Annotated in this window: 13 protein-coding genes; 11 read left to right on the top strand and 2 right to left on the bottom strand. The window is 70.1% G+C overall.

The window, feature by feature from the left end:
• Positions 1–121: 121 nt before the first annotated feature.
• From CA12_RS12105 to CA12_RS12075, 6 genes are all read left to right on the top strand, one after another.
• Positions 122–1897 (top strand): FtsX-like permease family protein, encoded by a 1776-nt coding sequence (locus tag CA12_RS12105; protein ID WP_242687888.1) that lies wholly within the window; start codon positions 122–124, stop codon positions 1895–1897.
• A gap of 116 nt (positions 1898–2013) precedes the next feature.
• Complete coding sequence (locus CA12_RS12100; protein ID WP_145359180.1) at positions 2014–2739, top strand: ABC transporter ATP-binding protein; 726 nt, start codon at positions 2014–2016, stop codon at positions 2737–2739.
• Between the two features lie 76 nt (positions 2740–2815).
• The gene (gene ilvE / locus CA12_RS12095; protein ID WP_145359179.1) at positions 2816–3694 is read left to right on the top strand and encodes a branched-chain-amino-acid transaminase; all 879 of its coding nucleotides are present in this window, start codon (positions 2816–2818) and stop codon (positions 3692–3694) included.
• Positions 3695–3734: 40 nt separating this feature from the next.
• Positions 3735–4508, top strand: coding sequence for a hypothetical protein (locus CA12_RS12090; RefSeq protein WP_145359178.1), 774 nt, complete (start codon positions 3735–3737; stop codon positions 4506–4508).
• Positions 4509–4626: 118 nt separating this feature from the next.
• Positions 4627–5805, top strand: coding sequence for a DegT/DnrJ/EryC1/StrS family aminotransferase (locus tag CA12_RS12085; protein WP_207621965.1), 1179 nt, complete (start codon positions 4627–4629; stop codon positions 5803–5805).
• A 509-nt stretch (positions 5806–6314) separates the two neighbouring features.
• Positions 6315–8231: a hypothetical protein gene (locus tag CA12_RS12075; protein WP_165700714.1), complete on the top strand. Its 1917-nt coding sequence runs from the start codon at positions 6315–6317 to the stop codon at positions 8229–8231.
• A gap of 245 nt (positions 8232–8476) precedes the next feature.
• Here the strand turns inward: CA12_RS12075 and CA12_RS12070 are convergent, their stop codons facing one another.
• Positions 8477–8749, bottom strand: coding sequence for a hypothetical protein (locus tag CA12_RS12070; RefSeq protein ID WP_145359174.1), 273 nt, complete (start codon positions 8747–8749; stop codon positions 8477–8479).
• 247 nt (positions 8750–8996) lie between these two features.
• Between CA12_RS12070 and CA12_RS12065 the strand changes: the two genes are divergently transcribed.
• The 3 genes from CA12_RS12065 (at position 8997) to CA12_RS12055 (ending at position 11483) form a co-directional block, all read left to right on the top strand.
• Positions 8997–10100, top strand: coding sequence for a M42 family metallopeptidase (locus tag CA12_RS12065; RefSeq protein WP_145359173.1), 1104 nt, complete (start codon positions 8997–8999; stop codon positions 10098–10100).
• 134 nt (positions 10101–10234) lie between these two features.
• Complete coding sequence (locus CA12_RS12060) at positions 10235–11227, top strand: class II aldolase/adducin family protein (RefSeq protein WP_145359172.1); 993 nt, start codon at positions 10235–10237, stop codon at positions 11225–11227.
• Between the two features lie 10 nt (positions 11228–11237).
• Positions 11238–11483 carry a zinc ribbon domain-containing protein gene (locus tag CA12_RS12055; protein ID WP_145359171.1) on the top strand — a complete coding sequence of 82 codons (246 nt, stop codon included), beginning with the start codon at positions 11238–11240 and terminating at the stop codon, positions 11481–11483.
• 83 nt (positions 11484–11566) lie between these two features.
• Here CA12_RS12055 and CA12_RS12050 read toward each other — a convergent pair whose 3' ends face one another.
• Positions 11567–12373, bottom strand: a complete 807-nt coding sequence (locus tag CA12_RS12050) for a sensor histidine kinase (RefSeq protein ID WP_145359170.1) — start codon at positions 12371–12373, stop codon at positions 11567–11569.
• Between the two features lie 176 nt (positions 12374–12549).
• Here CA12_RS12050 and CA12_RS12045 point away from each other — a divergent pair, with 176 nt between their 5' ends.
• Both CA12_RS12045 and CA12_RS12040 read left to right on the top strand, forming a co-directional pair.
• Positions 12550–13065 (top strand): hypothetical protein, encoded by a 516-nt coding sequence (locus tag CA12_RS12045; RefSeq protein ID WP_145359169.1) that lies wholly within the window; start codon positions 12550–12552, stop codon positions 13063–13065.
• 4 nt (positions 13066–13069) lie between these two features.
• Positions 13070–13432: a hypothetical protein gene (locus CA12_RS12040; protein ID WP_145359168.1), complete on the top strand. Its 363-nt coding sequence runs from the start codon at positions 13070–13072 to the stop codon at positions 13430–13432.
• Positions 13433–13495: the final 63 nt, after the last annotated feature.

Genomic DNA, 13495 nt, shown 5'->3' with positions numbered 1-13495 from the left:
CCGTCGCCTCTCAATCGTCCGCGCCCGAACCGATCTTTCCGTACCGGCCCGGTTCCCGTATCTTCCCGCGGCAGTTCCCTTCAAGCGGGGGGAACCCCCACGTCCCGCTCGCACGGATGCGATGTACAAGCTGCTCCTCTGCCTGCGGTATCTCCGCACCCGCTACATCGCGCTGGCGAGCATCATCTCGGTCACGCTGGGCGTGGCGACGATGATCGTGGTGAACTCCGTGATGGCCGGTTTCACCACGGAGATGAAGGACCGCATCCGCGGCCTGCTGGCCGACGTGGTCATCGAAACGCACAGTTTGCAGGGCCATGAGAACCCCGAGGGCCTGATCGCCCGGGCCATGGCCGCCGCCCCCGGCATGATCGAGGCGGCCACCCCGACGGTGGAGATGTACGCCGTCATGAGCTTCGACTACGGCGGCGAGCCGATCCATCGCCCCGTGCAGCTGATCGGCATCGACCCCCGCGGCAAAAGCAAAGTCGGGCCGCTCAAGGAGAACCTCGCCAGCTACCAGCCGGTGATGAAGGACGGCAAGGTCGTCGAGCCGGCCCAGCGGAGCCTGGAGGAGGAACTCGGCTGGAACCTGACGCCCGAGGCGATGGAACTCTGCCAGCGGATGCACGATCTGGACGTGCTCCGCCACCGCCTCGCCAGTGCCCAGTCGGCCTCGCAGGGCGGCGGGATCCTGCCCGCCTCCGCCGCCGGCGCCGACTGGGGCGCCGACAGCGAGGAGTGGGTCGGCGACAGCCAGCCGTACGCTTCGGAAGGCGGCTCCGCCCTGGTGCCGGACCCGTTCGCCGCGGTCGCCCCGGCTCCCGCCCAGGCCCCGGAGAGCCGCGACGGGCTGCTGGACGGCCGGGTGATGATCGGGAAGCAGCTCATCAGCGTGCCGATCGAGACCGCCGACGGCTCAATCGAGGAACGCCTGCTGGTCCAGCCCGGCCAGCGCGTCACCCTGACCACGGTGAAGGCCGGCAGCAACGGCCCGCCGGAGTCCGCCACGATGAACGCGACCGTCACGGACGTCTTCAAAAGCGGCATGAGCGAGTACGACAGCCGCGTCGTCTTCTGCAACATCGAGCGCCTGCAGGAGGTCCGCGGGATGCTCGTGCCGGACGAGAACGACCGCAGCGTGACCGTCGGCCGGGAGATCAAGGCCCTCAGCGGCCCGCACGCCGGCCAGTCCGGGCAGGTGGTGCGGCTCGAAGGCCCCTACGCCGTCGTCCGGCTGGGCAGCTGGCACGAGCCGGGCGAGGAGATCACGCTCCCCAAGACCGACTGCCTGCCGCTCTCCCGCAGCGTCACCACCGTGCAGATCAAGCTGAAGGAGGGCGTGGACCCCGCCGTCGCCGTCGCCGCCCTCAAACAGGCCTTCCCCGCCGAACGCTTCAGCGTGGGCACTTGGGAGAGCAAGCAGGGCCCGCTGCTGGCCGCGGTCGATATGGAAACGACGATCCTCAACGTCCTGCTGTTCCTGATCGTCGCCGTCGCCGGCTTCGGGATCTTGGCGATCTTTTACATGATCGTCGTCGAGAAGACGCGGGACATCGGCATCCTCAAGGCCCTCGGCGCCGGGTCGCGGGGGATCATGAGCATCTTCCTGAGCTACGGTATCAGCCTCGGGCTGGTCGGCGCCGGGGCCGGCGTCGTGCTGGGCCTGCTGTTCGTGCGGTACATCAACGAGGTGGAGAAGTTCATCTCCTACCTGACCGGCCGCGAAGTGTTCGACGAGCGGATCTACTACTTCCCGGAGATCCCCACCCGGGTCGACCCGCTGACGGTCTTCTGGGTGGCGCTGGGGGCGGTGTTCATCGCCGTCGCCGCGAGCATCCTGCCGGCCCGCCGCGCCGCCGCCCTGCACCCCGTCCAGGCCCTGCGGTACGAGTGAGTCGCTGTCGCCGGTCCAACAACCCGACGCGTCAGCGAGGGCCGGTTTATTACTCGGGTTCGGTCCCCCGCTGACGCTTCGGGTTAGTAAGCCCACAACATCGAACTCCCGGCCCGATGAACGAACAGCCCCAACCCCTGCACGCCGTCGCGGTCGAGAAGGCCTACCGCAAGGGGGAGAACGCCGTGGACGTGCTGCGGGGCGTGAACCTCAGCGTCCTTCCCGGCGAGTTCGTCTCCGTCGTCGGCCAGTCCGGTTGCGGCAAGAGCACGCTGATGCACCTGCTCGGCCTGCTGGACTCCCCGGACGTCGGCGAGATCCGCCTCGGCGCCGACCGCATCGACCACCTGCCCGCCCGCACCCGCGACCGTTTGCGGAACCGCGTGTTCGGCTTCGTCTTTCAGTTCTATCACCTCCTGCCGGAACTCACCCTGCTGGAGAACGTGCTCACCCCGCTGATGATCCGGCACTCGATGCCGGTCTACTGGAAGAACCGCAAGGTCTACCGGGCGCATGCCTCGGAGATTCTGGACCGCGTCGGCCTGGGTCACCGCCTGACGCACACCCCGAAGGAACTGTCCGGCGGGGAGATGCAGCGGGCGGCGATCGCCCGGGCGCTGATCTCCGAACCGCAGATCCTGCTGGCCGACGAACCGACCGGGAACCTCGACGGCGAGGTCGAAGCCGAGGTGATCGCCCTGCTCCGCGAGTTGAACGACGAGGGCCTGACGGTCGTGATGGTCACCCACGACGACGCCCTCGCCGCCACCGCCGACCGAACCGTCCGCCTGCTGCGGGGTCGGGTGGAAGACCGCGTCGAGCCGCTCCGCCGCGCCGCGTAGGGTTCGCTCCGCGGACCGGGCAAAGTGGTCCGGACGTGCCGGCGACGGTCCGCTCAGCGGACCCTACACTACGTCCATGACCCAGCACGTTTTCCTCGCCGGCCGTCTCGTCCCCGAAGCCGAGGCGACCGTCAGCGTCTTCGACCACGGCCTGCTCTACGGCGACGGCGTGTTCGAGGGCATCCGCGTCTACGGCGGCAGCGTCTTCCTGCACGACGCGCACATCGACCGGCTGTTCGAGTCCGCCAAGGCGATTCACCTCGAAATCCCGATGTCCCCGGCCGAGGTAAAGGCCGCGGTGGAACAGACGGTCGAGGCCAACGGGGTCACGGACGGCTACGTCCGCCTCGTGGTGACCCGCGGCAGCGGGGCGCTGGGGTTGGACATCCGCAAGACGGCGAACCCGCAGGTGATCGTGATCGCTGCGGACATCGCCCTCTACCCCAAAGAGCTGTACCAGAGCGGCCTGAAGCTGATCACCTCCGGGACGATCCGCAATCACCCCGCGGCCCTGCCGGCCCGGGTGAAGTCGCTGAACTACCTCAACAACATCCTCGCCAAGATCGAGGGCTTCGCCGCCGGGGCCGGCGAGGTGTTGATGTTGAACCACGTCGGCCAGGTCGCCGAGTGCACCGGCGACAATATTTTCGTCATCAAGCGCGGCGTGATCAAAACGCCCCCGCTGGACGCCGGCATCCTCGCCGGCCTGACCCGGGCCGCAGTGATTCAGTTAGCGAAGCGACGGGGGTTGGAGGTGCGGGAGGAGGCGATGGTCCGCCACGACATCTACACCGCCGACGAGTGCTTCCTGACCGGCAGCGCCGCCGAGGTGATCGCCGCCGTCTCCCTGGACGGCCGCCCCATCGGCGACGGCAAACCCGGCCCGATCACGAACGACCTGCTCGCCGACTTCCGGGCCCTGACCCGGGGGGAAATCGAGGTCGACTTGAGTTAGCCGCGCAACTTGCGACGGTCGGGGCGGTAGGATAGGGAAGATGAACGCCCTCCCGCTGGTCATGGTCTTTTTCCTGCCCCCGGGCGACGGCCCGACGGACGCGACGGCTGTGGCCGATGCGAACGCGGACGGGCCGAACGTGGCGGCCGCCAAAGCCGCGCTCGCCCCGCTGAACCCGCTGGTCGGGCAGTGGCGGGGCGTGGGGCAGGTCCGCCGCGGCTCCCGCGAGGGGGCGTGGCGGGAGACGGCCGAATGGGTCTGGGATTTTTCCGATCCCAACCGCCCCGCGGTGCGGTTCGAGGTGGAAGAGGGCAAGGAAACCCTCCGCCTGCTCGTCCGGCCGGCGTCGGACGGCAAGGGCGCCGTCGGCAAGGGCTTCGTGGGCCAATTCACCCCGCCCGGCGGGAAGACGGCGACGCTCTCGGCCGCGTCGTTGGGCGACACGGTCACGTTTGAGCCGAAGGAGGACGGCTCCGACCGCCTCACGTTCAAACGCCTGAGCGACAAGCGGTTCACCCTGCTGATCGAACGCCGCAGTTCCCCGACCGGCCGCTTTCTGCGGGTGGCGGAGGTCGGCTACACGCGGGCCGGGGAACGGCTGGCGGAGAGTTCGCTGGGCGGGCCGGAGTGCGTGGTCACCGGCGGGCTCGGCACGATCGCCGTCGAACACGCCGGCAAGACCTACTACGTGTGCTGCACGGGCTGCGTCGCCGCCTTCGAGGCCGACCCGGAGGGCACGCTCGCGGAGTACCGGGCCAAACGTGCCCAAAGCGCCCAGCCCGCCGGCGCCGCGGCGGGCGGTTCGGACGAATGACGAATCCGTCGAAAGAAACGCAGACCGGGGTTTCGCGCGCAACGGCGACGGACCTATGAGACCCCCCGCGTCGCCCGCAACGATCCCTCGCCCATCCGCGTCACGAAACGTCCGCCAGATGTCTCACAGTTCGACCCCGGTTCCGTTCATCGACCTGCAGGCGCAACACGCGACCATCCGCACGGAGGTCATGGAAGCGGTCAGCCGCGTCTTTGAATCGCAGGCCTTCGTGCTGGGCGAGGAGGTCTCCAACTTCGAGGCCGACGCCGCCGAATACTGCGACGCCCGGCACGCGATCGGCTGCGCCAGCGGCACCGACGCCCTGCTGCTGGCCCTGATGGCCTGCGGCGTGGGCCCGGGCGACGAGGTCATCACCAGCCCGTTCACCTTCTTCGCCACCGCCGGCAGCATTCACCGCGTCGGGGCGACGCCGGTGTTCGTGGACGTGGAACCGGACGGCTTCAACATCGATCCCGACGCGATCGAGGACGCGATCACCGACCGCACCAAGGCGATCATGCCGGTGCACATCTTCGGCCAGACCGCGGAGATGGACCCGATCTGGCGGATCGCCCAGAAGCACGATCTGCACATCATCGAGGACGCCGCCCAGAGCATCGGCGCCGAGTACCGCGGCCGCCGCAGCGGCGTGCTGGGCACGGTCGCCTGTTTCAGCTTCTTCCCCACCAAGAACCTCGGCGGGGCAGGCGACGGCGGCATGATGACCACGGACGACGACGAGATCGCCGCCCGCCTGAACCGCCTCCGCGTGCACGGGGACGTCGGCGGCTACGAGCACGTGGAAGTCGGCCTGAACAGCCGGCTGGACGCCCTCCAGGCGGCCGTATTAAAGGTGAAGCTCCGCCACCTCGACGACTGGACCGAAGCCCGCCGCGCAAACGCCGAGCGTTACGACGCCCTGCTGAGCGACTACCGCGTCGCCGACGCGATCCAGCCGCCGGTACGTCTGCCGGAGCGCCGCCATGTCTACAACCAGTACGTCACCCGCGTGCCGAACGGCAAGCGGGACGGCGTGATCGGCAAGATGCGGGCCGCGGGCGTGGGGGCGGCGGTCTACTACCCCAAGCCGCTGCACCTGCAAACCTGCTTCGCGGACCTGGGCTACAAGCGGGGCCAGCTGCCCGTCTCCGAGCGGGCCTGCGACGAAGTGATGGCCCTGCCGATCTTCGCGGAACTGGGCGAGGAACGGCAGGAGATCGTCGTGCAGACCCTCTGCAAGAGCCTCGGCCGCCAAGCCGTCCCCAGCCGCCCCCGCCTCCTGCGGGCCGCCGCCTGAGCGACCGGACGAGCGGTCTGACGAGCGACACGAAAACGCCCCGGCCGGGCCCCCCGGTCGGGGCGCTTTCGTGCGCCCCCCCCGGGAAGTGAGCCCGAAGCGCAAGCGAGGCTTTCGGCACCCGATTTCTGAGGCGCCGCCGCTCCGCCTCGCTTGCGCTTCGGGCTCACTTCTTTCAGGCCGCCGCTGCGGCTTGCCCACGTCGCAGGCGCCGCACGGCCCGCAGGGTCGCCGCGGGCTTCTTCGCAACCGAACGGGTTGGAATCCGACGGGGCGGCGTTGTGGGATTTACAGTTGGGGGAACGCCCCGGGGGACACGCCTCCGCTCTTTCCAGATAGGCCCAGACGCGATCCCGCCATTTTCGGCACGCCGTTCGCCTTTAGGTCTCCCGACGCTCCGCCGACTGCGGAGACCGCTCACCGCCCATGAGGGGCGGCCCGCCCGACGATGGTCCGCCGGCGAAGGACGCCGCCGCCCGGACGCCCGCCCGTTCCCCTCCGGAACTGCTATGTCCCGCTTGCTGTTTTCCTGCGCCCTGCTGCTGTCCGCCCCCGCCCTGTTCGCCGACGAGGCGACCGGCGACGCCGTGCTCTGCCCCGTGGAGGAAACGAGCACGCCCGCAGCCGATCCCGTTGCAGTCGATCCTGCCGCAGCGGAGCCCGCTTCGGCAGATGCCGCCCCGGTCGTCGCCACGCCGGTCGTCGCCGCGGCGCCCGTCGCCGCGGCGCCCGTCGCCGAGATGCCCGTCGCTGAAGGCCCCGTTGCCGAAGCAGTGGTCGCTGAAGGGTCGGTCGGCAGCAGCTTCGACGCGGAGGAGGCCGGCCGCCGGTCCGCCGCCGTCACGCTGAACTACTGCCGGGCCAGCCTGTACCGCATCCGTTGCTCCCCGACCGATCAGGTGCTCTCCGAGGAGCGGGCGCACATCCTGTCGAACTTGAACCTCGCCGCGATCGAGGACGAGGAAGTCCTGCGGCTCTACACCGCGGTGCTGGACGAGATCGCCGCCGTCCGCATCGCGGACCGGGACCGCGCGGTGCTGCAGCAATCGCACCATCGCGGCGTCTCCCGGCACGCGACGGTGACCAGCTTCTCCCTGCTGACGCACGCCGCAACGGCGGATGTGGCCGGCGCCGTCCGCACCGGCGCCGGCAGCTGGTGGGACCTGCGGGGGATGCAGGTGGATCGGGACACCGGCCTGTGGAAGGTCGACCGGGACCGGATGAAGGGCGTGCTGGACAAGAGCGGGGCGTTCCTCGACACCAGTTGGAAGCTGGCCCGCAAGCGGAACATCCCTGACGGCTGGCTGGTGCGGGACGACGACCTCCGCCGCCTCGCCGAGGCCCAAGCCGACCCGGACGCCGACGCGCGCTTGCGGCGACTGCAACGGCTGGAACGTTACCTCACCTACCACCCGCCCTACTGGTACGCCCTGGGCCGTACGCAGCAGCGGCTCGGGCTGTTCGAGGACGCCGAACGCACCTACCGCAGGCTGGACGAACTGGGCGGCGGGCACTTCCGACGGGATCAGATGCTCGCCGCGAGTTGGGCGAACGTGGCGATGATCCGCGAGCACTCCGGCTTGGCCGGCGCCGCCGACGCTGCGGAGAAGGCCCTCGCCTGCGGGGGCGACGCCTGGGAGGTGAACCTCGCCGCCGCCGGCGTACTCACCAAGCATCGCCGCTACGCCGCCGCGGAGGACGCCGTGCTGCGGAACCTCGACGGCGACCTGGAGTCCGATCAGTCCTCCGCCGCCCTGTGCGTGGTCTATGCAGACGCCGGCACGCACCTGGAGGGTTCCGACGCCAAGCTGGTCGAACGTCTCCGCGACCCGCGGACCGTCGCCCACCTGCCCCCCGCGGCGCTGGTGCGGTGCGCCGCGGCGGTGAACGGCGAACTGCCCGCCGTCGCCGCGGAGGCCCTGCGAAACAGCGTCTCCGTCGCCGTGGATCCCCGACACGGGGTGATCCTCACCGCGGACCGGGCGTGGGGACTGCCGTCGGCGGTCTTCCGCACCACGGAGGCGGCCGAGGGCGAGGCGCTGCGGCCGCTGGTCGTCGCTCAGGGGCCGGACCCGAACCGCGAGGCGATCCGCTTCACCGACCTCGGCCCCGGCCCGGACGGCAGCGTGCGGCTGGCGGTGCGATTCGGCGAGGCGGACCCGCTCACGCTCACCTTCGCCGCTTCGCAGGAGGAAGAACCTCGCACGGTCCGCCGCGAGCCGACCTCCCGCTGGCCGCTGTCGCTGGCCACCCGTTCGCTGACCACGATGAGGGAGCCGCCCCCCGCCCCCCGCGAGTTGCCGCTCGCGCGGGTGGAGACGGCCGGCCGCGTGGTCGCGCTGGCGCCCGGCGGAGCGACGACGATCCTCAGCGAAAGTCACCGCCCGCGGCTGTCGGCCCGCCCGATCTCGCCGGAGGGGTGGTGAGAAGCCGGGGCGGACTGAACTGCCAAGGGCCGTCTCTCCCTCACGGTTCTCCCCTCTCCCCCTTGGGGGAGAGGGGTCGGGGGTGAGGGGGTCCGCGTAGCGGCAGCACGTTCCGAACCACGCGGGTCGTTCCCGCAAGATGTGCGGCGTCACTCCTCCGGCTGCGCCGCACCCTCACCCCCGGCCCCTCTCCCTCGAGGGAGAGGGGGGAAACAGGAAGCGGGGCCGTTTCACCAAAGCTCGTTCTACCCGACGGCGATGCGGTTGCGGACCACGCCGCCGGGGGCGGCGGCCATGGCAGCGACGCCGGCGAGTTGCTTGCAGTAGAACGTGCCGCACCGTCCGGTGAGCACGACGGAGAACTCTCGTTCGTCGGTCGGTTCCGGGGCGACGTCGACCCGCAGATCGCTCAGCAGGGCGCCGGTGCGATCGCGGACCAGCCGGTTCACCGCCGACCGCACGGCGTCCTGACGGGGGCGGGACGTTTCGCCGTCCAAACTGTAGCGATTTGCGATCATCAGCCGCGTCCTTCGGCACTGAGGGGCGGCCCCGCGGCATGAAGCGGAGCCGGGCGAATCAACCCGAGGCGGGCCTCGTTGGATTGGGACCGTCTCATCGAAATCTACCCGTGCGATTTCGGGCAGGCAAGCCCCTGAGAGATTTGATGCGTCGGCGCCTCGGTCGCCGGTCCGCGGTCGGCCGGGTATAACCGGCGGCCGCCTCGCTCATCCTTTTTTTCTCCCCGCAGTCCCCATCGTTGCGCCGATGAACGACGACGCCCGCGCGTTTCTCGACCGGCTGCTCACCACCCCCGGCACCAGCGGGTATGAGGAGCGGGTTCAGGCCGTCGTCGCCGAGTACGCCGCGGGTTGGGGGAAGGTCTCTACCGACTGGCACGGGAACCTGACGGCAGCGGTGAACGCCGGCAAAGATGGGTTGGGAACCGACAAGCTGCGGGTGATGCTCGCCGGGCACTGCGACCAGATCGGCCTGGTCGTGCAGCACATCGACAACGACGGCTTCCTGCGGGTCTCCGCCGTCGGCGGGTGGGACGTGCAGACGCTCATCGGGCAGGCCGTGGAGGTGCACGGCGCCCACGAAACCGTCGCCGGCGTGATCGCCCGGAAGGCGATTCACCTGCTGGGCGCCGAGGAGCGCAAGCAGGTGCCCGAGGTGAAGGACCTGTGGGTGGACCTCGGCGTCGAGGGCAAAGCCGAGGCCCTGGAACTGGTCGCGGTCGGCGACCCGATCACGCTGCGGCCGGGCTACCGGGCGCTGCGGGGCGGGCTGCTGGCCGGGCCCGCGATGGACGACCGCGTGGGCGTGTGGGTGGTGTTCGAAGCCGCCCGCCGGGCCGCCGCCCGGCAGTCTTCCAAGAACGGGGCGCAGGCGGCGATCTTCGCCGTCTCCACCGTGCAGGAGGAGATCGGCCTGCGGGGCGCCCACACCGCCGCCCACCGGATCGACCCGCACGTCGGCATCGCCGTGGACGTGACGCACGCCTCCGACTGCCCGACCGTGGAGAAGGGCGAGGTGGGCGACGTCCGCATCGGCCGCGGCCCCGTCGCCTTCCGGGGACCGAACATCAACACGCCGCTGTTCCGCAGCCTGACGAAGCTCGGCAAGGAGCACGACCTGCCGGTGCAGGTGTCGGCCCTCAGCCGCGGCGCCTCCAACGACGGCAACGCGATCCAGCTGACCCGCAACGGCCCGGCAACGGGCATCGTGGGCATCCCGCTGCGGTACATGCACAGCCCGGTGGAGGTGATCTCCATGGACGACCTCGACGCCGCCGCCGACCTGCTGTGCGAGTTCTGCCTGTCGCTGTCCGCTGACAGCGACTTCACCCCGGGCGTCGACCGCTTGTAGCGATCGGGCGGCAACCATTTCGGCTTGCGCGCAGGTTCGGAGAACCGGCCCGCTAACGAAACGGTTCGCTCCGCCTTCCCCCGGTACCCTGCCCGCCGAAACACCACCCAGCCGGAATCCGGACCGAACAGTACATGGCGATCCCCGAGCACCTCCGCGTCGACTTCCCCAACGACGCCCCCGAACTGAACGACGACGCGATCAAGGAGGAGATCTGCGAGATCGGCCGCCGCGTCTACCAGCGGGGCTACGCCGCGGCGAACGACGGGAACATTTCCGTCCGCGTCGGCGAGAACATGGTGCTGTGCAGCCCCACGATGATCTGCAAAGGGTTCATGACCCCCGAGGACATCTGCGGCGTGGACCTGGACGGCAACCAGATCTACGGCCAGCGCAAGCGGACCAGCGAGATCCTCTTGCACCTGTCCATCATGAAGAACCGGCCGGACGTGAAGGCCTGCGTGCACTGCCACCCGCCGCACGCCACCGCCTTCAGCGTCGCCGGCGAGCCGGTCCCACAGGGCGTGCTGCCGGAGGTCGAGGTGTTCCTCGGCGAGACCCCGTTCGCCCCCTACGAGACGCCCGGCGGGCAGGAGTTCGCCGACACCGTGCTGCCCTTCTTGAAGGGCACGAACCACATCATCCTGAAGAACCACGGCACGATCTCCTTCGGCCCCAGCCTGGAGGAGGCGTACTGGAAGACCGAGGTGCTGGACGCCTACTGCCGCATCCTGATGCTGGCCAAGCAGCTCGGCCCGATCGATTACCTCGCCGAGCGGCACACCCGCGAACTGCTGGAGCTCAAGCAGAAGCTCGGCTTCGACGACCCCCGGTTCCACTACCCGGACGCGGATCTCGTGGGAAACACCGCCTTCCGCGGCGTCTACGACGGCGACGCCGAAGGGCTGTATTCCCCCAAGGCGTTCAACCCCCCGCCGAAGTTCGGCCCGATCGGCAAACCGGCCGGCAAGAAGGCGGGCGACCTGCCCCCCACCCCGCCGCTGAAGGACGACCCCTACGTCACCGCGATCGCGGAGAAGGTCCTCGAACTGATGGCGAAGAACGGCGGCGGGAAGTCCGGGGCCAAGAAAGCCGGAGCGAAAAAGTCCGGCGGCAAGAAGCAATAAGGCCTCGCCGATGCCGTGGGACGACGATCCGGACGACTCCGGCGAAGACTTCGAGCCGTACGACGACGGGGCCGGGGAGGAGCTCCCCTGCCCGTCCTGCGGCGAGCCGGTCTACGAGGAGGCCGACGTCTGCCCGTCCTGCGGCGACTACATCACTCCCGGCCGACGACCTGCCGGAGCGAACGTGCCGCGATGGATGTTCGTGCTGGGGGTGATCGGCGTCCTCGGCACGATCTGGGCGTTGCTGATGCAGTAGGCGAGCGGTGGGCGTGAGCCCTCCGTGTCATCGAAGCCGAGTGAGTACACGGAGGGCTCACGCCCACCGCTCGCCTACGGTTCTCACCCGACCCGCGGGAACTTCAGGGTGAAGCAGGTCCCGCGGCCGAGGGCGCTTTCGACGCGGATGCGGCCGCCGTGGGCCTCGATGACGTCGCGGCAGAGCGGCAGGCCCAGCCCGCCGCCGCCGCCGGAGCCGTTGCCGAGCGTTTTCGTGCTGTAGAACGGCTCGAAGATGCGGGGCAGCGCCTCCCGCGGGATGCCGGCGCCGGTGTCGCGGACGCTGATCTCCGCGGTGCCGTCGGCGGCGTTGTCGGTCAGGGTGAAGGTCATCAGCCCGCCCTCCGGCATCGCCTGCCGGCCGTTGAGGATCAGGTTGACCAACACCTGTTGGACCTGCGGGACGCAAACGCTCGCCCGCGGATCGCCGCTCGCGTCGGTCTGGGTGCGGACGCGGTGCGCCTGCAGGTCCTTGCCGGTCAGGACGAGCACGTCCTCCAGCAGGCCGGCCAACCGCACGGTGTCCCGCCGCTCCTCGCCGCCCCGGGCGAACGACAGCAGCGACTCGCTGATCTTCGCGGCCCGCTCGCCGGCTTCGAGGATGCGGGTGAAGGCTTTCACGACGTGCGGGTCGTCGGAGCGTTTCAGCCCGATCTTGGCGTAGTTCAACGTCGTCATCAGGACGTTATTGAACTCGTGCGTGACGGAGGCGGACAGCTGCCCGACCGCTGCCAGCCGCTCCGCGTCGCGGAGGCGGGCCTTGAGGGCGTCGTTCTCCGCCCGCAGGGCCGCGGTCGCGTCCGGCCAGGCGGTCGCGGAGGCGCCGGCGGGGTCGACCGCGGGGTCGGCGGCGGGGGCGAGGGTCGTCATGGGGGGCCGGTCCGTCGGCGGGGGCGAAAGAGCGTGTCGTTCTCTTCGGCTCACTGATCGCCCCGTAACGCGGAGGCCCCGCGGGGCCTCCGCGTTCTGCGAAAACTCCCGCGGGCCGCGGGTCCGGGGGAAGGTTTGCGGGCGCCGGGTATGATGCCGCGTCCCGTTCTCCCCCCATGTCCCGCCCCCGCATGCCGCACTACGTCGGAGCGATCGCCTTGGTCCGCCGCGACGCCGCTGAGCCCGGCGATCGGGACGTGGCCGACCCCGCCCTCCGTAGCGAGTGGCTCTCCGTCTGGAACTCGGCCCAGGGCGTGCTCACTCTGCCGCAGGCCGAGAAGCTGGAGGGCGAAAGCTACCGCGACGCCCTGGTGCGGGAGGTCGCCTGGGCCGCGGGGCTGGACGGCGGCAAGGATTATCTGGTGAGCCACGCCCCGCGGGCGCACCTGCAGTTCGCCGACCAATGCGAGGGGCCGACGGAGGGGGACATCACGATCGTGCAGTTCTACCTCTGCGAACTGTTCCGCCGCGGTCGGGCGAAGCTGGAGGAGCGGTTGGCTTCGGAACCGGGGGCCGTCCGCTGGCTGACGGCCGGCGACCTCGAAGCCGGCGAGGCGGACGGCAAGCCGATCGCCTCCGCCCAACTCGCCCTGATGAAACGGGCCGACCTGATCCCCCCGCGCGAGGGCTGAACCGATGACCGTCGAAACGCCCCCGCCGGCGCCCGTCCGCCCGCCCACGGCCAAGCCCCTCTTTCGCTTTCACCCCCACACCTGGACGCTGTGGTTGATGGCGACCCCCCTGCTGATGGGGGCGGCGCTGTTCTTCGACTTCTTCCCCAGCGAGGGTCCGCCGGCCTTCGAGGCGCCGGGGCGCACGAGTGATGCCCCGGTGTTCAACCTCGGCTGGCCGATCGTCACCTCCCTGTACGCCCCGAACGCCGGCTTCCACCTCGGCCCGCTGGCGTGGCCGGTGTTCCTCACGCAGTTCCTGCTGTACCTCGCCGCCACCGGCGTGGTCTGGGCGTGGCGGCATTCGACAAAGGAGAATGATTCGTAACGCAGAGGCCCCGCGGGGCCTCTGCGTTACATCAATGTTCTCCGAACCAACCTGCTGTTCCCG

The organism is Alienimonas californiensis (genome assembly GCF_007743815.1).
Lineage (GTDB): Bacteria > Planctomycetota > Planctomycetia > Planctomycetales > Planctomycetaceae > Alienimonas > Alienimonas californiensis.
Note: the sequence above shows the minus strand (reverse complement) of the source record. Positions and strands in the feature narration are given on the sequence as shown.